14 protein-coding genes and 2 pseudogenes are annotated in these 19,581 nt (G+C 71.0%); 7 read left to right on the top strand and 9 right to left on the bottom strand.

The features are described from left to right. Window positions 1-4 precede the first annotated feature (4 nt). The 4 genes from rarD to O7635_RS06965 all read right to left on the bottom strand — a co-directional run bounded on the left by rarD (window position 5) and on the right by O7635_RS06965 (window position 4,121). A complete protein-coding gene (gene rarD, locus O7635_RS06980; protein ID WP_278079587.1) occupies window positions 5-919 on the bottom strand; it encodes an EamA family transporter RarD in 915 nt (304 codons plus the stop codon). Continuing rightward, a complete protein-coding gene (locus O7635_RS06975; protein WP_278085392.1) occupies window positions 916-1,362 on the bottom strand; it encodes a GNAT family N-acetyltransferase in 447 nt (148 codons plus the stop codon). Before O7635_RS06975 ends, rarD begins: the two co-directional genes overlap by 4 nt. A gap of 180 nt (window positions 1,363-1,542) precedes the next feature. Further along, the gene (locus tag O7635_RS06970) at window positions 1,543-1,929 is read right to left on the bottom strand and encodes a phage holin family protein (RefSeq protein ID WP_278079586.1); all 387 of its coding nucleotides are present in this window, start codon (window positions 1,927-1,929) and stop codon (window positions 1,543-1,545) included. A gap of 86 nt (window positions 1,930-2,015) precedes the next feature. Further along, window positions 2,016-4,121 (bottom strand): hypothetical protein, encoded by a 2,106-nt coding sequence (locus O7635_RS06965; protein WP_278079585.1) that lies wholly within the window; start codon window positions 4,119-4,121, stop codon window positions 2,016-2,018. 77 nt (window positions 4,122-4,198) lie between these two features. On the opposite strand from O7635_RS06965, the gene eccB reads away from it, so the two are divergent. From eccB to O7635_RS06935, 6 genes and pseudogenes are all read left to right on the top strand, one after another. Next, the gene (gene eccB, locus O7635_RS06960; protein WP_278079584.1) at window positions 4,199-5,542 is read left to right on the top strand and encodes a type VII secretion protein EccB; all 1,344 of its coding nucleotides are present in this window, start codon (window positions 4,199-4,201) and stop codon (window positions 5,540-5,542) included. 132 nt (window positions 5,543-5,674) lie between these two features. Continuing rightward, the gene (locus O7635_RS06955) at window positions 5,675-5,992 is read left to right on the top strand and encodes a WXG100 family type VII secretion target (protein ID WP_278079583.1); all 318 of its coding nucleotides are present in this window, start codon (window positions 5,675-5,677) and stop codon (window positions 5,990-5,992) included. Between the two features lie 11 nt (window positions 5,993-6,003). Continuing rightward, window positions 6,004-6,297 (top strand): WXG100 family type VII secretion target, encoded by a 294-nt coding sequence (locus O7635_RS06950; RefSeq protein WP_278079582.1) that lies wholly within the window; start codon window positions 6,004-6,006, stop codon window positions 6,295-6,297. Window positions 6,298-6,785: 488 nt separating this feature from the next. After that, window positions 6,786-7,070: pseudogene (locus O7635_RS06945) on the top strand (SseB family protein); the annotation flags it as partial. 3,558 nt (window positions 7,071-10,628) lie between these two features. Further along, a pseudogene (locus tag O7635_RS06940) lies at window positions 10,629-11,600 on the top strand (SseB family protein); the annotation flags it as partial. Beyond that, window positions 11,597-11,962, top strand: a complete 366-nt coding sequence (locus O7635_RS06935; protein ID WP_278079581.1) for a hypothetical protein — start codon at window positions 11,597-11,599, stop codon at window positions 11,960-11,962. The pseudogene O7635_RS06940 and the gene O7635_RS06935, both read left to right, overlap by 4 nt. Before the next feature lie 47 nt (window positions 11,963-12,009). Here O7635_RS06935 and O7635_RS06930 read toward each other — a convergent pair whose 3' ends face one another. Next, entirely contained in the window at window positions 12,010-12,930 is a 921-nt protein-coding gene (locus O7635_RS06930; RefSeq protein WP_278079580.1) for an alpha/beta hydrolase, read from the bottom strand. Between the two features lie 81 nt (window positions 12,931-13,011). Here O7635_RS06930 and O7635_RS06925 point away from each other — a divergent pair, with 81 nt between their 5' ends. Next, the gene (locus tag O7635_RS06925) at window positions 13,012-14,127 is read left to right on the top strand and encodes a C45 family peptidase (RefSeq protein WP_278079579.1); all 1,116 of its coding nucleotides are present in this window, start codon (window positions 13,012-13,014) and stop codon (window positions 14,125-14,127) included. Here the strand turns inward: O7635_RS06925 and O7635_RS06920 are convergent. From O7635_RS06920 to O7635_RS06905, 4 genes are all read right to left on the bottom strand, one after another. Next, the gene (locus tag O7635_RS06920) at window positions 14,124-15,482 is read right to left on the bottom strand and encodes a vanadium-dependent haloperoxidase (RefSeq protein WP_278079578.1); all 1,359 of its coding nucleotides are present in this window, start codon (window positions 15,480-15,482) and stop codon (window positions 14,124-14,126) included. The genes O7635_RS06925 and O7635_RS06920 overlap by 4 nt on opposite strands. A gap of 107 nt (window positions 15,483-15,589) precedes the next feature. Beyond that, on the bottom strand, window positions 15,590-16,510 hold the full coding sequence (locus O7635_RS06915; RefSeq protein ID WP_278079577.1) for a helix-turn-helix transcriptional regulator: 921 nt from the start codon (window positions 16,508-16,510) through the stop codon (window positions 15,590-15,592). Between the two features lie 72 nt (window positions 16,511-16,582). Further along, a complete protein-coding gene (locus tag O7635_RS06910) occupies window positions 16,583-16,975 on the bottom strand; it encodes a hypothetical protein (RefSeq protein ID WP_278079576.1) in 393 nt (130 codons plus the stop codon). A 111-nt stretch (window positions 16,976-17,086) separates the two neighbouring features. Next, a complete protein-coding gene (locus O7635_RS06905) occupies window positions 17,087-19,486 on the bottom strand; it encodes an immune inhibitor A domain-containing protein (RefSeq protein ID WP_278085391.1) in 2,400 nt (799 codons plus the stop codon). Window positions 19,487-19,581: the final 95 nt, after the last annotated feature.

The raw sequence follows: 19,581 nt of genomic DNA, 5'->3' as shown, positions 1-19,581 counted from the left end.
TGCCCTAGGTTCTGGCCAGTTCCCGTGCTTGTTGCGTGGCTTTCGCCGTGCGGCGGGCGGAGCGGAGGCCGTCGGCGGTGAAGACGATCAGCGCCAGCCAGACCAGCGCGAAGCCGGCGAGCCGGGCCGGTGGCATGGGTTCGTGATAGAGGAAGACGCCGAGGGCGAGCTGCATGATCGGCGTTAGATATTGCAGGATGCCGAGCGCCGTCAGCGGGATCCGGTTGGCGGCGCCGGCGAAGAACAGCAGCGGTACGGCGGTGACGGCGCCGGCCAGCACCAGCAGGACGGTGGTGTGCGGCTCGTCGCCGAACGTGCTGTCCGGGGTGCTGGTCAGCCAGATTAGGTAGGCGAGGCACGGGATCGCCAGCACGCCGGACTCGACCAGCAGCCCCTCGGCCGCACCGAGCCGCAGGCGCTTCTTCACGAGGCCGTACCCGCCGAAGCTGACCGCCAGCGTCAGCGCGATGTAGGGCAGGCGGCCGTAGTCGATGGTCAGCACCGCGACGGCGGCGGCGCCGATGCCGACGGCGACCCACTGCAGCGGGCGCAGTCGCTCGCTGAGCACCGTCACGCCGAGGACCACGGTGACCAGCGGGTTGATGAAGTAGCCGAGAGCCGTCTCGACGACGCGGTCGCTGTTGACGCCGTAGATGTACATCCACCAGTTGATCGCCAAGAGAGTCGCGGCGAACGCGATGGCGGCCAGCGCTTTGGGGCGTTGGAGGAGGGCCTTGACCTGCTTGGTGCGGCGCATCGCGAGCAGGAGCAGGGCGACCAGGACGACGGACCAGACGACGCGGTGGGCGAGGATCTCGATGGAGCCGGCCTGTTTCAGTTGTTTGATGTAGACGGGCATGAACCCCCACAGGAGGTACGCGCCCAGGCCGAACAGGTAGCCCTTGCGCAGATCCGTCATGGGGTGTTCCGCCGGTCGATCTCCATCCAGCGGTCCGGCCTGGCGACGGGGACGAAGCCCGCCTTCTCGTAGACGCCGTGTGCGTCCAAGGTGGCGAGGATGATCCGCAGGACGCCGGACTCTTCGAGGAGGTCGCGGGCGGCCTCGGCGAGCCAGGTGCCGAGGCCGTGGCCGCGTTCGTCGCGGTCGACGTAGACGTCGCAGAGCCAGCCGAAGGTGGCGTGGTCGGTGACGATGCGCGCGAAGGCGACCTGGTTGTCGTCGCGGTAGATGCCCAGGACGAGGGAGTTGGCGAGGGAGCGCTCGACGATGTCCCGGGGGCGGTTGGCGGCCCAGTAGCTGTCGGTCGACAGCCAGGCATAGACCCGGTCGACGTCGATCCGCTTGGGGTCGCTCGAGAGCTGGTAGCCGTCCCGGGTCTGCTCACCCGCGGTGTTGGCCACGGCGGCATTGTGGGTGGCTTCCGGGTCGGTGCGGTTGCCCTGTTCGGTGGTCGGGCGCGCGGCGTCCCGTGTGGTCGTATCCACGCAGCCGACGTTAGCCCGCGACCGATCTGCGGTCGCGGGCCAATGTCGTGCCTGCGGCCCCGCCAGGGACCGCTTTCACTGCTTTTGCGCGGTGGTTCAGTCGCGGTCGAAGATCAAGCCGAGCACCCAGGTGACGAGGCTCACGAACAGCGCGCCGAGCACGGCGGCGGGCCAGAAGTTCTCGACGTCGAACGGCAGGTCCACCTGCTCGGCGATCCAGCCGGTCAACAGGAAGAGCAGCGCGTTCACCACGATGGCGATCAAGCCGAGCGTCAGGATGTAGAGCCCGCACCCGAGCGTCTTGATGATCGGCTGAAGCACGGCGTTGACCACACCGAAGATCACGGCGACCAGCAGAACGGTAAGCACCACCTCACCGGTCGAGTCCGTGTCCAGCGTGATGCCGGGAATGATCAGGGTCGCCAGCCAGAACGCGAACGCCGTGGCGAGCAGCCTGACAAGAACGCCTTTCATGAAACCCATGCGCGGCATAGTGCCATGGAGATCGCCGCCAGTCGCCCCCTCACCATGAGTTTTCCGCCCTGCTCACGGCGTGCGACGCATTGACGTCATTCGGTGCGCATCCCCATCGCGAACCGCTCCGCCGGCGTCACCCCCATCCTCGCCCATTGCAGCCGGCCGCTACTGACGACCGCGATCACGTCGTCGGGCATCTGGCTGAGCCAGCCGGTGGAGCCGTCCGCCAGCCCGAGCGACGCCGCCGCGGCCGCCGCCCCCTCCGGCCGTAGCGCCTGAAGCACCACCACGTCCGCCTCCCGCAGCAGCGCCGCGTCGGCGTCCACCACGTCATCGCGCAAGGTGAGCACGGTCTGCCACCGCGCCCGCTGCGCGGCGTCGTCACCCCCGCCCACCGCTTGTTCTTCGCTCGGCTGGTCTTCACGACCAACTTCGAGCACATGCCGCCGGGTCGCCGTGGCGCGAGGCGCTTCCCGAGAGAGCAGCGCGGTGCCGACGGCACTGACCGCGGCCGGGGTGCTCACCTTCGCGGCTGCGATGTCGAGGATCGTGAGCGAAGGCCGCCCTGCCCTCGGCAGGTCACCGGCCGTGACCCACCGATGGACCGGCGCCGCGTCGGGTATCACCCTCATGCTGTCGACCGGCGCGGCGATCGCCTGCGCGAGCTCGTTCCAAGCGCCCCACCGACGCGTGCGCACGTCGATCCGAGCGCCCGACGCCAGCGCGCGCAGGGCGATCAGCTGCCCAGCCCCGAGCCCCCCAACGACCAGGATCCGTGTGCCGGCCGGCCGAAACGCCCTAGCAACCACCCAGGATCCGTGCCGGTCCCGACCGAGCACCATCCCTGCGGGCGGGAGCAACCCACTCGGCGGCCGTGCGGGCGCCTCCGGCAGCCACTCCACGGGCGGAGCCCGGCGGGGTCGCGGGCTCGGCCTCGACCGGCGGTCAGAAGGCGACGATGAAGCCGCCTGACGCTCAGATCGGACCCCGCCTGCGCCGTGCCCGCCTGCGCCGTGCCCGCCTGCGCCGTGCCCGCTTGGTCCGTGCCCGCTTGGTCCGTGTCCGCTTGGTCCGTGTCCGCTTGGTCCGTGTCCGCTCGGCCCGTGCCTGGCCAATCCACGACCCACGAACCCGAACCCCACCGACCCAGTGCCGCCGAGCCCGATTGTCGGACCGCTCGGTAGGCCTAGCGAGCCTGAATGGCCACTGAAAGGAAGAGTCTGGGTCGTCGCCACGAGATGCTCGCCGTCGAGTCGCTCCACCCGTAGCTGCTCCGCCGCTGCCAACTGGTGAAGCGCCCTGTCGGCGTGTTCGAGCCGCTCCGGTGATTCGCAGGCGAGGCGCACCACGAGCCTGTCGTGACTGACGGCCAGAACGACCGCAGCGGCAGGGATGGTGAGCAGCCGGGCCGCGACCCCGCATGCGTGTTGCGACTCGTGCCCGGCCAACCAATAGATCGCCTGGCGCAGCCCGCCGATAACCACGAAGGACCAGCGTTCCTCGACCCCGTGGCGGCCGTCATGACGAAGCAGCTCGGCCACCGTCGCCAGGGCGCTCTCACGGTCGAGCCGATGGTGCGGCCCGATCCGCCTGGCCACGCGTCGCGCCAACCCGGTCAAGGTTGGACGCAGGTCTCCGTCGGACCAGTCGGGTGGACCGTTCACGCGCAGCACGACGAAGACCCGTCGTAGTGCCGGCACCGCGCCCTGACCTTCAGCACTGATCAGCAGCTCGATCCGCGCGCGCGGCGGCCCCCGGTGACCCACCAATAGATCACCCAGATCAGGCAGCTGGGTCGGATCGGAGGCGACGACAGGCTCGTCCAGCTCGAACACCACGAGCAGACCGTCGGCGTCGACGAAGGCGCCGTCGTCGGTCAATGCCACGTCGGGCGCGACGAAACGCATCAGGCCGCGGTCAGCCGAAGGCGCGGGAAGCAGCCGGCGACGGGTCGCATAGCGGAGGCCGATGCCGAGCCAGACGAACAGCCAGCGTCCGCGTACACGGGCCAAAGCCGCCACGACCGTCACCGCGCCCAGCGCGCAAGCGGTGCCGAGCAGCAGCGGACCACGGTCAAGGGTGGCGAGCACGCCCGCCATCGCGGCCTGGGCGACCACGACCTGGCCGACGCGCAAGCGACTCCAATGTGGAGATGACTGTGCCACCTTTCCGGAGGGGTCCACCATCGTCGATGTCATCGCGGTAGCCTCCCCTCCGTATTCGGCGCGATTACGCGCCGCAACCTGAAACTGTCACTGCCCACAAGGGAGCCCCGATGCCGTCGCGGCAGGACCAGCTGCAGTCGCACCAGTTCACCGTGCAGCGGGTGGTCTCCGCGTTGGTCATGCATGAGACTGACCCGGCACAGCCACCCTTTCGCCGGACTGCCGGTGCGACGTTGGCCGGATTGCTGGTGGCGGCCATCGCCTTGGGCGGATTCGTCGTTTATGGCGTGCTGGTGGGCGGCGGCGGCACCGCGTGGCGCGACACCTCGGCGGTGATCGTCGAGCGCGAGTCCGGGGCCCGCTACGTCTATCGCGACGGCAAGCTGCACCTCATGGTCAATTACGCGTCGGCACTGCTCGCGGTCGGCGCGGCGCAGCCCAAGACGGTGCTCGTCTCCCGCCGCTCGATCGAGGGCGTGCCACGCGGCACGACGTTGGGCATCACCGAGGCGCCCGACTCGCTGCCGGCGGCCAACCGCGTCACCGGTCCACCATGGACGGTGTGCAACCTGCCCGGCGCGGCCTCTGCCCTGCTTGTCGGCGCCGCGAGCAGCGGAGGCACGCGGCTCGAGGACCGCGCGGTGCTGGCCGAACATCCGGACGGCTCCCTGCATCTCGTCTGGCAGAACCATCGCCATCTGTTGCGCGACCCGCGGCTCACCCTGACCGCCCTGGGCTGGACGACCGCGAAACCGCTGCCCACGGCCCCGGCGTTCCTCTCCGCGCTACCCGCCGGCGCAGACATCACCGTGCCGCCCATCCTCGACACCGGCGACCCGTCCACCGAAGTGCCCGCGGCCCGCATTGGCGAGGTGTTCGTCGTGACGAGTCAGGGCGGCGATCGGCAGTACGCCGTAGCCGTGCGGAACGGACTCGCCAGCATCACCCAGGTCCAGGCCGACCTGCTGCTGACCGCCAACCGCCAGGACCGCCCGACCGACCTCAGCCAGGGCCGGTTCGCGGCCACCCGGAAGGCGGCGGCCTTGGCGCCTGACGGACCCGTACCCACGTCGACCCCCTCGTTGGTCGGTCCGTTCACCGGCGCCCTGTGCGCGGTCGTGCGCGACGAACGCGGTGTCGCCAACGTCGTCGTCGACGCCGACGTGCCCGATGTCGCGGATGCCGCCAGATCGCGGCGCGGTGCCGGGGCGGACTACGTGGTGGTGCCGCCGGGACGGGCTGCCGTGGTCACGGCCGTCGGGTCGCCCGGCGCCACCGACGGAGCCGTCAACGTCGTCACGGACCTGGGCCGCCGTCATGAGGTCGTCGGTGCCGAGACGCTGGCCATGCTGGGCTATGGCGGCGTGCGACCGGCGCGCCTGCCGGCGGCGATGGTGGCGCTGGTGGAGTCGGGTGCATCACTCGATCCTGCCCGGGCACGGGAGCCGGCTTGAGGTTATCCACAGGCAGGAGTTGTCCACAGGCGGTGTTTTCGGGGCTACCGAACGTGTGCCCCGACGGTCTAGCGTCAGCGACGGCATGCGAGACATTCGCCAACTTCGACGCGAGAGCGGGGTGACGTCCGGGTGTCCCAGACGCAGGCACAGGCGGCGGTGATGCAGCAGACCGCGGCCAGGTTCGAGCAGGTCGACCAGTCGCTACAGAGCATGTTGACGAGTCTGATGGCCGAGCTCGCGGTCCTGCAGACCGCCTGGCGTGGCGCCGGCGGCCGCTCGTTCGAGCAGGTCAAGCAGCAGTGGTCGCAGGACCAGGGGGCGATGCAGCGCGCCCTGCGCGAGACGGCCGGCGCCATCCGCAGCGCCGGCACGCAATACGAGGCCACCGACACCGAGGCGGCCAGCCGGATCGCCACCACCAGCCGCGGCATCCAGCTGCCGTTGTAAGGAGAGACGTGATGCGCGACGACATCCTGGTCGTCAACTTCCCGGCCCTGCGGCAGGCCAGCGCCGACATCCAGAAGGCCCTCAACACCCTCGACACCCAGCTAGGCCAGCTCGAGCGGGACGCCGCGCCGCTGGTCGCCACCTGGGACGGCGAGGCCAGACAGGCCTACGACCAGCGCCAGTCCCGGTGGCGCGCCGCCTCGGCGGATCTGCAGTCCATGCTCCGCGACATCAAGCGCGCGCTCGACGATTCCGCGTCCGACTACCTCAGCACGGAAAGGAGAAACGCCAACCTGTTCCAGTGAGACGACGGCGTACGCCGGTCGTGCGTCAGTGGTGTCCAGAAAGTCCGTGCCGATTGTCACCCGGTCGCGGAGTTACGGGTGATCCGTGTCCACTCCACGGTCAACTACCGCTACCGTCACGCCGGTGTCGGTCGCGGTCCAGCGGATCGGGGGCGGCCGGCGCGGTGGGGGCGTCCCGGCCGTGCGGTCGACGGGCGGTGACGGATGCAAGGGCAACTGGCAAGATGACGATTGGCAGGGGGAGAAGGCGGCGGCGACTACGGTCGCGAAGGGACGTGGTGCGCAACCGGCGGTCGTCGAGCACCTTTCGGGTCTACCCGCGGGTCCGACTCCGGACGGTATCGACGGCGGCCGCGGTGACACCACCCGTGACGTCCCTACATCGTGATCTAGCCGACACCTTGTAGGTTGTACGCGATGCGTCTGGCCTGTCCGGGAAGGGGGTGGCCGTGACCGACTGGGAACCGGCCACCGAGGTCGAGGCCGCGATGCGAGACGCGCTACGGGCCGGAGACCAGGAACTCTACTTCCGCATCCTGGCCCGGTCCGAGCTTCTCCTGCCCGTGTCGTCCGATGCCCTGGCCGGCCGCGCCCAGGTCGGGTGGGGCACCTGGACCACCAACGGCCGCACGCACGTCCTCGCCTTCACGTCCGGTGACGCTCTGCGCATCTGCCTGGCCGACAACGCCGGGTCGGCGCGGAAGATGCCCTACCACGACCTGGCCTCGACCTGGCCCAACCTCGAATGGTGGCTCGCGGTCAACCCGGGCCTACCGATCGAGGGCTACCTGCCGGCCTGGTTCGTGGCCCAGCTGGCCCGCGGCGACGTGCGCCTTCCCGGCCGCACCATGGGCGCGCGCGCCCGCCTCGACCGGGCGGAGTCCGCCGCGCGTGCCCGCGCGCGGGCGTCCGTGCCAGGGCAGGTGGTGCAAGGCGAGATCGTCGAGCCGCCGTTCGTCGACCGGGCCGCGGCGGCGACCGGGCCGGTCCTCGAACCCGACAGCATCGAACCGCCGCAACGGCACCGCCCGGCGCGACCGCCCGGCTACGACTCGCCCATCGCTTCGGCCCGGCGCCGCGGTGGCGTGCCGCCGGCCGACAACCAGTCGGCTTCACCCGCGCCGACACCGTTCGGCCCGGTCCCGCCGCCGCAGGTCACCGACGCGACGCCCTATCCGCAGGCGCCGGCCGACAACGGATACGGCCGGCAGCCCGCGACCGCGGCCAACAACGAGACGTCAGCCTGGCCGCCGCCGGTCGTTCGCGGCAACCAGCCGCCCGATCCGCAGCCGCCCCACCAGACGCCGGAGCCCGTCGAGCGTCCAGCCCCGGCGATGCGGCCGAGGTCGCCGTTCCGCGACGACCCGGCCCGCTCCAACCCGCCGGGGCGGCTCGGCGACGCACCACCGCGTCCCCCACGTCCCCTCGCCAGACCCACCTCGGGCGGGGGCTTCTTCGGTGGCGGCGACCAGCCCGAGCCCGGCCGCGGTGCCGGCCGTTTCGGCCGGCCGCCCGCCGACGACCAGCGCCAGACGAACTGGTCGCCCACCAACGGCGCTGCGGCCAGCGTGCCGAGAGAAACCGGACCATCGGCGGGTACGCCCAACGGTGCCGGCGCCCCGGCCCAGCCCGTATCCGGCGGGGCCGACTCCGGCTTGGGTTGGTCCGACGCTCCGCTGCCGCCCCGCCCCGCACCGGCCTGGCCGGCGGCGGCCGCGCCCGCCCCACCGACGGTCCCGCCGTCCGACGCACCCCGAGCGCCGGCGCAGGGCTGGCCCTCCCGCCAGGTTGACAGTCCGGGCGTTGATTCGGCTCGGGGCTGGCCTGCGCGCCAAGGGGACGGTCTCGGCTCTGATTCGGCTCAGGGCTGGCCTGCGCGCCAAGGGGACGGTCTCGGCTCTGATTCGGCTCAGGGCCGGCCTGCACGCCGAGGGGACGGTCTCGGCGCTGATTCGGCTCAGGGTTGGCCGGCGCGTCAGACGGAGGGTCCCGGCGCTGGTTCGGCTCAGGGTCGGTCTCCACGCCAAGGGGACGGTCTCGGCGCCGATGCCCCTCAGGGTTGGCCTGCGCGTCAGGCCGACGGTCCCGGCGCCGAATCGGCTCAAGGCTGGCCTGCGCATCAGGCTGATACCTCTGGCAGCAGCACAGGCATCGACCCGGCCCAGGGCTGGCCCGACCGTTCGGCGGCTGCGGCCCAACGGTGGTCGGATCTTGGCGCGGGGCCGTCGACGTCAGGTTGGCCGGGAGCGGCTGATGCGTCGCGTTCGGATCAGGCCAGCCCCAGGGAGCCGGTGATCCGTGAGCAGGCGGCTGCCGAGTCTGCGGCAGCCCAGTTCTGGACCGATCGCGGTGCTGAGGCCGCGGACGGGGCCCGGCAGCCCGCGTCAGGCTCCGTGGTGGGTCCAGGCGCTGAGCGCGCCCCTGACCCGGCGCCCCGGCGGGCCCAAGCAGGCTCGCCTGGGCAGCCAGGTGGGCGGGCCACAGACCTATGGGCCAGTCGGACGCCCGCTGCTCCCAGCGGGACCGAGCCGACGCATGCCGGCGGCGGGCGCGCGACCGATCTCTGGTCGGGTCGGCGGCCGTCCGGAACGTTCGGTGCCGATGCCCTTGCGGCGGATTCGCGCATGACTTCCCAAGGCACCGGCTCGCTGCCGCCCGCGGCTGGCCAGGCGTCGGCGCCGCCCGCGACGGGCCAGGCCGCGGCGGATCAGGGCTCGGCGCCGTCCGCGACGGGTCAGGCCGCGGCGGATCAGGGCTCGGCGCCGTCCGCAACGGGCCAGGCCGCGGCGGATCGGGGCTCGGCGCCGTCCGCGACGGGCCAGGCCGCGGCGGATCAGGGCTCGGCGCCGCACGCGGCGGATCAGGGCTCGGCGCCGCACGCGGCGGATCAGGGCTCAGCGCCGCGCGCGGCGAGTCAGGGTTCGGCGTCCGCGGCGGGTCAGGGCTCGGCCTCCGCGGCGGGTCAGGGCTTGGCGCAGTCTGTCCCGCCCTCGGACTCGATCTCGCCTACCGGGACTGAAGGGCTGTTGTTCTCCGGGTCGGGCTCGCCGTCTGCGCCGGGCCAAGGTCTGACGCCGTCCGCAGCGGGGTCGGGTCTTACCTCGGCCACACCTGACCAGGCGGCAGCAGCGCCGAGCCCGAGTCAGACGCCCCTCGCGCCGGCGACCCCTCGGGCGACCGATCTGTGGTCCGGTCAGCCACCGACGGCACCGAGGTCCGACGAACCCGCGCCCACCCAGCCGGAGTCGCGCGCGACCGATCTGTGGTCGGAGCGCAAGGCCGGAGCCGAGGAGACGCGGGCCACCGGTACGGCCCGCGCGACAGACCTGTGGTCTGGCCAGCGCAACGTCGACGGTGAAGACCCTCGGGCCGCGGACCTGGCGGCGGAGCGGCCCCCAAGCGTCGCGGCTGAATCTCCGGTGGCCGAGCGCGGGCTGGGTTCGCCCATCGACCGGGCCACAGCTGACGCGGGCTCGACTTCGCGGCCCGCTGACTCGAGAGCAACGCAGGACCGGCCGGCTTCCGACGGGGGAGTCGACCTGTGGCAGGCAGCCGCTGCGCAGGACAGCGCGGATCGCGCGGCGCCGCGGGCGACCGACCTATGGTCCGGGCGGGAGCCGGGGGCCGAGCGTGCCGCTCAACCGGACTCCGGTGCCGATCTGTGGTCCGAGCGCATGCCACCGCTGACCTCCAGCGCCACGGATCCGGCTGCCGTCAACCTATGGTCGCCGGCCGCCGGCACTGCGGGCGGACCCGCTGATCGCCCAACGCCGAACGCCGTCGACGACCTGTGGTCGGAGCGCAAGCCCGCCGGAAGCGACTCTCCTGGGCAACCGCCGGCCGCCCCGTCAGACCCAGGTGAGGCCATCCCGGCCGACGAACTACGGGCCGGTAGCGCGGACGCGACGCCGCAACCCGAGGCCGCACAGAAACCGACGACGAGCGAACCCGCGGCAGCGGCGCCCGCCAAGGGTCGGGCCGCCGCCATCGCTTCCGGATCACACGCCACCGACCTGTGGTCCAACCGCCAGCCGCAAGCGCCGGACCAGCAGCCCACCGGAACTCGGTGGGAGGGCCGCGCCCCGAGCCCGAACCCCACAGCGGGGGAGCGCTGGGCCGAAGAGGGCCAGCCCACGGCGGCGAGCCCGGCCACCCAGCCAGCTGCCTGGCACCAGAGCTCGGCGAGCACCGCCGAGAACCCGGTCGCGACCCCACAGCCCGGCGGATGGATCGACCCAACCCCGAGCACCGGCACGGCCGCACCGTCCTGGTTGGACCAGCCCGCGCCGCAGCAGGAAGCGCCCGTGTTCACCCCTGGCGCCGTTCCGGCGGACTTCCAACCCGCCAACGACGTCGAGGAAAGCCTGCTCACCGCAGCCGGCGAGGGCAGCACCGACACCTTCCTGTCCACATTGCTGCTCGCGAAGGTGCTCCTCCCCGTCTCGCCGGAGTCCAAGGCGGGCGCGCAACCCGGCAGCGACGGCTTCGTCTGGCGCACCGAGACGATCGACGGCGACCGCTACGTCGTCGTGTTCACGTCCGCCGAGCGGATGGCCGAGCATCTCGACAAGGGCCAGGACACCGTCACCGTCAAGTTCGTCAGGCTGATCAACAGTTGGCCGCAGGAAGACTGGTCGTTCGCCGTCAACCCGGGCACCCCCGTCGGCGCCAAGCTGCCCGGCGCGCAGATCGTGGCGCTGGCGAGTTGGGCCGCCGAGTTCGGCCTCGGCGCCGGCGACGACGAGCCCGCGGTCGCGGCCGAGCCCGCTCAAGAGGCCCCGGCCCCTGCGCCCGCGGCACCGGCGGTCGACCCCGCAATGCCGACGATGATGCAGAAGACGATCGCGCCGAGTCAGGTCGACTACTACCTGGAGCGGGGCTACGACCGGGTCTCGGGCTTCGTGCACCGCACCACCGAGGTCGCGCACCTGCGCACCCCGGCCCAACTCTTCACCGCGCTCGGCCTCGGTTACGCCAACAGCCCTTTCAGCGCCGACGCCACCGAGGTCTACGTCCTGCGCTGGCCCGCCTACCGGCCGAGCCTCTACCGCATCCCCTACGGCGGCCAGAACGAGAACGCCATGCGGGCCATGGAGGGTTGGGTCATCGAGCGGGCACCCTTCCGCGGCAACGGCTTCGCGCCAGGCGAGGGCAGCGACGTCATCGCCGAGTTCAAAGTGGACAGTGCTCGACTACCCCACGGGGCGCAGCTCTGGCTGATCCGCCCCGACGGCACCGAGCAGGTCGTCGCCACCCTGGACGCAGACGCCCCGGGCTGGGTCAGGGACGGCGGTGGCCAATGATGCGCGACGGCTACGTGGCCCGCTGGCAGGGTCGCGAATACGACGCCAGCCCCGCCGGCGACGAAATCCGCATCTACCAACCGGATCCGGGTGACGGCTTCACCGAGGTACGCGCCGGGCGGCACGTCCGCGTCGTCCCGACCGCCGAGGTCGACGAGCTGGCCTACGTGCGCACGACGTGCATGTGGAAGGGCGAGCCGTTCATCGTCCTCGCCGAACACGACGGCTGGCTGCGCGTCGAATACACCGGCGGTCGCGCCCCCATCGCCGAAGCGCTCGGCTTAGAAGCGTTCGACTTCGGCGTCTACCAGGGCTGGGCCCCGGCCAACGAGGTCAGCGACCTCCGCGAACACCGCGCCTAGCGACAACGGCAGCGGCAGCGGCAGCGGCAGCGGCAACACCGATCACATCAGGACTTCGCCCACCGCAGCACCTCGCCCAGCACCAGATCCGGCGCCTCGAGATGCGGATAGTGGCCAACCCCGTCCAACAACCGCCACTCGTACGGCGCGACGACGTAACGCCCTGACCCCTGCGCCGTCCGTGGCAGCACCGCGGTGTCGAGCGCGCCGTGCAGCTGAAGTGTCGGCGTCGTCAGCGGCGTCTGCATCTGCTTGACGAACCGATATCCGTGCAGCCGCAGCACTGACCGGAACGCCCACCGGTAACCCTCCAGCGCGCAGAACGCCGCCTGCGGGATCCGCATCGCCTCGCGGCACCGCTGCGCATAGTCGGCGAACCCGGGCGTCGCCGGCCACGAAGGCCCCGACCACCGCCGCAGGAACTCGCCGACCATCGCCGCCTCGTCGCGGACGAGCACGTGCTCGTAGCGCGGGATCTGGAACCGCAGCGTCGGCGTCGCGGCGTTGAACTGCCCGCGCGGGTCCGAGAAGATCGCGGCCCGCAACCGAAGCGGGTGGGCCGCCCCCAGCACCACCAACCGCCGCACCATCTTGGGGTGGAACGCCGCGGCCGCCCATCCGACCATCCCGCCGAACCCGGCGCCGACGATCGTCGCCTGCCGCTCGCCGAGCGCCCGGATCAGCCCGGCGACGTCGGCCGCCATCGTGAACCCGTCGTACCCGCGCGGTGGCTTGTCGCTCGCCCCGTACCCCCGCATGTCGACCGCCACCGCCCGGAAACCGGCGTCGGCGACGGCGGGCAGCATCTCGTGCCACGCCCACCAGAACTCCGGGAAGCCGTGCAGGAACAGCACGAGCGGCCCGGTGCCGGCCTCCACGACGTGGAAGCGGTTGCCGTTGGCCCCCACCGACCGGTGCGTCCACGGCCCGTCGACCAGGACACTTGTCTCGTCCACCACCTGTTCCACCCGGCCAGCCTAGGTCAGGGACGCCCGCGAGCGGCTCCGGAGATCTCCCGGAGGGGACTCCTAGGGATTAGTGTCAGGGCCATGACACTGCCCGTACCTTACGTCGACGTCAGCGGCACGCCCGGTGAGATTGGCTTCGCGTACGGACGGGCCGCGCGCGACCAGATCGCCGCCAACCTGGACCTTTACGCGGGCCGCTTCCGCGCCGTGGGCCTGACCGCCGACGTGACCGAAGCCGCGGGAGAAACCTTCCGCGCCCAGACCCGCCGCCTCTTCCCCCGGATCGCCGAGATGCTCGACGGCACCGCCGAGGGTGCCGGCGTCACCACCGGCGACCTCTACGCGGTCAACGCCCGCACCGAGTTGATCTACGGCACGCCGCCGGACGGCGCGACCGGCGCCTGCACGGTGCTCGGCGCGCTCGGCACCCACACCGCCACCGGCCACACCCTGCTCGCCCAGAACTGGGACTGGCACCCCGACCAGCGCCACGCGATGGTCCTGCTGAGCACCACCGACGAGCGCGGCCACCGGGTCGTCGCCCTCACCGAGGCCGGCATGCTCGCCAAGACCGGCCTCAACTCGGCTGGCCTGGGCATCTGCGTTAACATGCTGGGCACCGACCGCGACGGCGCCAGTAACGACAACCCGGGCATCCCGTACCACGTGGTGCTCCGCGCCGCCCTCGAGTCCGACACGCTCGGCCGCGCCCTCAAGAAGGTCGTCCCCGCGCCACGCAACGCGAGCCTCAACCTGCTGCTCGGCCAGTCCGGCCCGGCCGGCGGCGAGCTGATCGACCTCGAGCTCGTGCCGGGCGTCGCGGGCTGGCTGCACCCGGAGGGCGGCGTGCTGGCCCACGCCAACCACCTGGAAACCGCGCTGCCGGGTGTACGCGACACTGTCAACGACTTCGGCGGCTCCACCCTGTTCCGGGGCGCCCGGGCCCGCCGCCTCCTGACCGCAGCCGCCGAGCAGGGCAAGCTGACCGACGACGACCTGCTCGAGATCCTCCGCGACCACCAGAGCCACCCCAATGCGATCTGCCGCCACGTCGACGAGCTGGACGCGTACGCCGATCGCTCGGAGACCGTCTACACGGTGGTGATGGACCTCGACGACCGCCGGATCGGGATCGCCGAAGGCCCACCGTGCCACCATGAGCTGACCTGGCTCGAGCTGCCCGCCGAAAACCCTTAGCGCAGGCGGCTGTTGAACACCTGGTTCGCGATCGCCTCGCCGGTGTTGTAGCCCTGGTCCGCGTCCCACTGCCAGTGCACGCCGAGATAGATCCGGCTGCGCCCGTCCTCCCGCGCCGCGGCGGTGAACGTGCCGGGCGCCCGGGTCACCCCGACCGCGTGCGGGTCCTCGGTGGTCAGCACCTCCGGCAGGCTGTCGCTGTTGAAGTAGCGCCGCAGGATCCCGGCCCAGACCGCGCCGAAAGTGGCGTGCCCCGAAATGTACGCGGGGAAGTTGGGCGAGAACCGGGTCACGTTGTCGCGCATCACCGACAGCGGCTTCCAGGTGCTGATCGGGGCGGTGTTGGGGTTGCCGTCGCCGGCCGCCTCCCGGATGCCCGTCTCGGGCCGCCAAAGGTCGATCGCCGTCTGATATTTGGCGTCCCACGCCGCGATGCCCGCGTCGGCCATCCCCATCGCGAGCAGCGCGAAGAGCTTGGCGTTCTGCCCCTCCGACAACTTGCGCGTCTGGGAGATCTGGGCGGTGTGGTGGAAGTGCTGACCCGGCGGCTTGTAGGTGCCGTCGAGATCGTTGGCCCAGAAGAAGGCGATGTTGGTCTGCTCCGTCGTGCGCGTGGAGCCCACGTCGCGCCCGAGGTCGCGTACCTCGTCGAACTGCGCCTTGTAGGCGGCGCTCTGCAGCATCGCGGTGACGGTGGCGAACCCGCCCGGCAGCGGCGGCCGGAACTGCGCGCCGGAGGTCAGCGAGAACGGTCGCACCAGGCCCCAGTTCGGCGTCTTGGCGTCGCCCGATCCGGTCGGTCGCCACTGCCCCGGGGCGGTGCTCGGCGTGTAGGGCGTGGTGTTGGTCGAACCGTCGTTGGCCCGGTTGTTGAGGATGGCCACCGCGGCGTCTTCACCGATGCTGGTGCTGTAACCTTCCGGGCCCGGCTCGCCGATGGGCGGGAACACGTTGGAGTCCGCGAGCGCCTGGTCGAAGTTCCGGGTCGGGAAAACCGCCTTGAGCACCCGATAGGCGGCCCAGTTGACGTTCTGGTTGCGGTCGTAGTTGAAGTTGGGGATCCGCGAGTAACGGCCCAGATACGGTGCTCCCAGGCTGCTGAACGAGTTGTACGCGTCGTAGATGGCCAGGTGCATCATCGCGCCGGCCCGGCTGAGCACCGTCGGTGACGCGGCGGGGTTGCCGACGGCGCCCCGGTAGGCGTTGAGCAGGATGCGGTTCCAGTAGAGCACCTTGTCGAAACCGGGTTCGACGGCGAGCGCCGGCGTGCGGGCGAGGGTTGTCGCACCGCCCACCGCGACCAGTGTGGCGCCGGCGGTGGTCAACAACCGGCGTCGGGACAGACGAGACGTCAAGGGAGCCTCCGTGGTGGTGGTGGCAGAGCTGATCGAGATGAGTCGATCTTTGTTCAATGCCGCCGCTCACCGGGAGGGCAGAGTGGACGCTGGCCGGAAGCGGACGCTCAGACCCAACCGCGCCGCGCGGCCGCGACCCCGAGCGTGAAGCGATTGGTCGCGCCCAGGCGTTCTTCCAATGCCTCGAAATGCCGGCGGACCCATCGCGTGCTGCGACCCAGACTGCGGGCGATGGCCTCGTCCTTGAGGCCGGCCGCGGCGAGCCGCAGCACCTGCGTCTGCACCGGCGACGGCGGGTCGGCGTCGCCGTGCCGCAGCCCAAAGGGCACCGAGCGGCTCCACAGCAGGTCGAAGTAGTGCCTCAGCGCGGTCACCACGCCCGGCGAGCGCACCAGCATGGCGACCGGCTCCGGCGAGCGCGACCCACCGACGAGCAGCAGCGCGCCCGCGTCGCTCATCAGCAGCTCGCCGGGCACCGCCGGGAACACCCGTAGCTGGCTGCCCAACTGCACGAGGCGCTCAGCCTCGGCCCGCGCGGCGGGCTGCTCGAGCGCGTCACTGCTGCAGACGGTGCGAAAGCGCGCCGGCGTTGCGAGTTGGCTCAGCAGTCTGGCCGCGGCCCACCGTTGCTCGACCGGCGAGTGCCCCGGCGTGGAGCGCACGGTGAAGAGTGCTCCGGTCGCGCTCAGCTCGTGCCAGTGCGCGGCTATCTCGGCCGGGCCCCGCAGCACCTCGGTCTCGCCGCCCGCGCTGGGCACGGCCGGGAACCGCTTCTCGAGCAGCTCGAGGTGGGCGTAGTGGTCGCCGAGCAGGGTGAGCGAGTCGAGCAGTTGGCGTTGCCGCCCGGCCAACAGGCGACGAAGCGCGATCCCCGGCGGCGCCGCGGTCAGCGGGCCGGTCGCCCCCTCGTGCCGGACCAGACCGTTCTCGAGAAGCTCGTCGACCGCGTCGCTGTGCTCGTGGCCCACCTCGCCGGCAAGTAACCGTTCGTAGAGCAGGCGCGCGTCATCGGACAGGAAGACATCCATGATTCCCCCGTTGGAGTTCCTGCGGAAATGCTCCGTCGGGAGATGATCGGTGTCAATGGGTAGATCAGCTGGTCACTGTCCGTTGAAGGACACCAGTGCCTTGTGGATGCCTTCACCACACGAGATCTTCACCTTGAGCTCCTCCACCACGGCCGTGATGTAGGTGCCCTCGTCGAGCCGCAGGCCCCGGTCGCTCCAGAGGGCGTAGCGGCGACCGTCGTCGGTCACCAGGGCGTAGCAGGGCCCCGTGCCGCCCTTGACCACCCGGCCGGCGATCTTGTCACCGGGGATGTAGTCACTCGGCGTGCTCGGCCCGACCTTGGGCGGCGGCTGCGCGGACGACGGCCCTGAGCCCGTCGGCGTCGGCGTCGGCATGGCGGCATTCCCTCCGCTCTGGTCCTGCGCGCCACACCCGGCCACCGCCAGAGCGGTCACCAGCAACAGAGCGGCGGCGCGGCGTCTCACGTGCACCCTCCTTTGACGCTACGGCGTCACCGGTGGTTCCGGAAAGGGAACGCCCCCCGCACCACCGAGGTGATGCGGGGGGCGCGCGGTGCTAGGGCGTACCCGGGAAGGTCAGGAGACCCTGATCTTGACCGAGGTGCCGTTCTCCTCGAGCACCTTGATCTTCACTCCGACTGCCGGCAGCTTGACGCCGTGGTTCGGCAGGTTCTCGTCGAAGTAGTCGTCGGTGTCGTCGAAGAGCGGGTTGGCCGCCGGCCCGCGCACGTACATGGCCTGGTCCTCGTGGTGCAGGGTGAAGGAGTCGGCCTTGCGGAGGCTGAACGGCGCGTCGTAGATCTGGACCCGGGTGCGCCACGGCTGGCCGTCGAGGCGCCACAGGGTTTCGGGACGGGCGTCGATGTACAGGTTGAGGCCCTCACCCGGGTGGTCGCTGACCTGGTTGTCCGACTGGGAGGTGTCCCAGTAGGAGATCAGCAGACCGGTCTGGTACGGGAAGTGGTCGACCCGGTCCTCGGTCGGCCGGTTGAAGTAGTACGGGCCGTACTGGAGGTACTTGTCGAAGCTGACGTACGTCCGCCAACCCGCGATGTAGTAGTGCGGGTGCTGGGTGATGAACGACGACTGGATGTTCTGGAAGCCGTCCACCGTCCAGCCCATGTTGCCGGCCGCGTCACCGTCGGCGAACACCGTGGTAGCGCCGTTGGTGATCGTCACCTTGTCGACGAAGAGACCGTTGGGCAGCGTGTTGCCGAGCGGGGTGTCGTTGCCGCGCTGTGCCGGGTCGGTCTCGTAACGGAACCGCAGGCCGATCGTCTTGCCGGCGAACGCCGACAGGTCGAACACGGCGTCCGTCCAGTTCTGCTGGATGCCGTCGATGCCCGCGCCACCCTCGGCCTCGGTGGCCGTGGTGATGTTGCCCTTGATCGGCGTCCACACCCCGTTGCCCGAGTCGACCTCGACGTACGCGTAGTCGCACGGGTCCGGGCCGCAGTCCTCGATGTCCCAGCGGGCCTTGAAGGTCAGCGTGGAAGTGCCGGCCGGCAGCGCGACCTGACGCGTCAGCGTGTGCGCCGCCGAGTTCGTCAGGTCGTCCGCGTCGCCGCTCCACCACTGGTAGCTGCCGTCGGCCGGGGCGCCCACCTCGTGGCTGACGTCCTTGAGGCCGAGCGGCACGACCAGCGCCTGTGGCTTGTCGGAGTTGTATTCCTCCGGGCCGAGCTCCATGGTCTTCTTCTGACCGGCCGGGAGAACGTGGTAGTCCAGCCAGCCGAGCTGCAGCTTGTTCCAGGCGCCGAGGTCGCCGCCGCGGTCGCCGATGAACGGCTCACCCTTGGCGCCGAGCCGGCTCTGGGCCATCAACGTCCAGTACTCGTTGGCGTTGTCGCCGGCCGAGTCGTAGTCGTCCGGCAGGCCCAGGTCGTGCGCGTACTCGTGGTAGAAGACGCTGCGACCACCGTTTTCCGGCTGGATCGTGTAGTCGTAGATCCACACGCCACTGGTGCCGATCTGCGCACCACCGATCGGGAAGTCGGCCGGACCCTCGCCGGTGCCTTGGAAGGCCGCCCAGCGGTGGCTCCAGATGGCGTCCTCGCCCTGGTGCGGGTCACCGTCGGCCTGGTCGCCGCCGGCGTGGACGATCTGGAAGTGGTCGATGTAGCCGTCTGACTCGTTGAAGTTGCCGTCGCCGTCGTGGTCGTAGCGGTCCCACTCGTCGAAGCTCTTCAGATCGGCGTTCACCTCGGCTGCTGGCCGGCCCTTGGCGAGCTGGTCGGCGTACCAGGCGTTGGCCGCGTCGCGGATCAGCGCCCAGGTGTTGGAGCAGACGTTGCCACCGCATGGGTAGCCGTTGGAGCGACCGTAGCGGGCCTCGTTGTAGGGCACCTTGACCCAGTCGGTCACCACACCGTCAACGGTGTAACGGCCCGAGGACTGCTTCTCGTAGTACTGCTTGAGCGACTCGTCGTTCTTGCCGGTGCCGAAGTAGAGCTTCTCGTAGTGCTCCTGGCTGTAGTCCGGCTGCCAGACAGTGGAGTTGTCGACAGCGCGGTTCGGCGCCGGGATCTGGTTGTGCAGCGGACCCTCGAACGTCGTCGGACCCGCGACGTTGGGCGCGGTGTCCTGATCGGGGTAGCTCGGGTGCCGCTCGTTGCCGAACTCCGCCAGGACCACGAAGATCTTGTCGGTCTTCTCCCGCTGCAGTTCGACGTACTGGTCGACCTTGGCCTTGCCGCTGCGCTGCTGAGCGGCCCGGCTCAGGTCACGCTGGCCCACCTTGACGACCTTGCTGCCGTTGACCATCTGCGGCGTGGTCTTGCCGGCGATGACGTCCTGAATCGCGTTGTCGCGAAGCTCGCGACGCTTCGACTCGAGCGGGTTGGGTAGCTCGTCCGAGACCAGGTTCGGCTCGGACAGCGTGGGGGCCTTCGCCGCCGCCGACGGCGACTGGCCGAGCGCCGCACCGCTCAGCGCGAAGCTGGTCGTCGCGGCCAGCGACAGACCAAGCAGCCCCACTGCGACTTTGCGCACGTGGATACCTCCGGTGTGAGGGAGCCGTCCTCGGGGGGTAACGGGGACGGACGATCTGGTCCCTAATGAGGGACCAAAGA

Origin of the sequence: Asanoa sp. WMMD1127, from assembly GCF_029626225.1 — a bacterium.
In the GTDB taxonomy this organism is placed as follows: domain Bacteria; phylum Actinomycetota; class Actinomycetes; order Mycobacteriales; family Micromonosporaceae; genus Asanoa.
Note: the sequence above shows the minus strand (reverse complement) of the source record. Positions and strands in the feature narration are given on the sequence as shown.

What these genes read in the sequence shown, in the direction of transcription:
- rarD (WP_278079587.1), bottom strand. Translation starts at nt 919, where the DNA reads ATGACGGATCTGCGCAAGGGCTACCTGTTCGGCCTGGGCGCGTACCTC.
- O7635_RS06970 (WP_278079586.1), bottom strand. Translation starts at nt 1,929, where the DNA reads ATGGGTTTCATGAAAGGCGTTCTTGTCAGGCTGCTCGCCACGGCGTTC.
- O7635_RS06965 (WP_278079585.1), bottom strand. Translation starts at nt 4,121, where the DNA reads ATGACATCGACGATGGTGGACCCCTCCGGAAAGGTGGCACAGTCATCT.
- eccB (WP_278079584.1), top strand. Translation starts at nt 4,199, where the DNA reads ATGCCGTCGCGGCAGGACCAGCTGCAGTCGCACCAGTTCACCGTGCAG.
- O7635_RS06950 (WP_278079582.1), top strand. Translation starts at nt 6,004, where the DNA reads ATGCGCGACGACATCCTGGTCGTCAACTTCCCGGCCCTGCGGCAGGCC.
- O7635_RS06935 (WP_278079581.1), top strand. Translation starts at nt 11,597, where the DNA reads ATGATGCGCGACGGCTACGTGGCCCGCTGGCAGGGTCGCGAATACGAC.
- O7635_RS06925 (WP_278079579.1), top strand. Translation starts at nt 13,012, where the DNA reads ATGACACTGCCCGTACCTTACGTCGACGTCAGCGGCACGCCCGGTGAG.
- O7635_RS06915 (WP_278079577.1), bottom strand. Translation starts at nt 16,510, where the DNA reads ATGGATGTCTTCCTGTCCGATGACGCGCGCCTGCTCTACGAACGGTTA.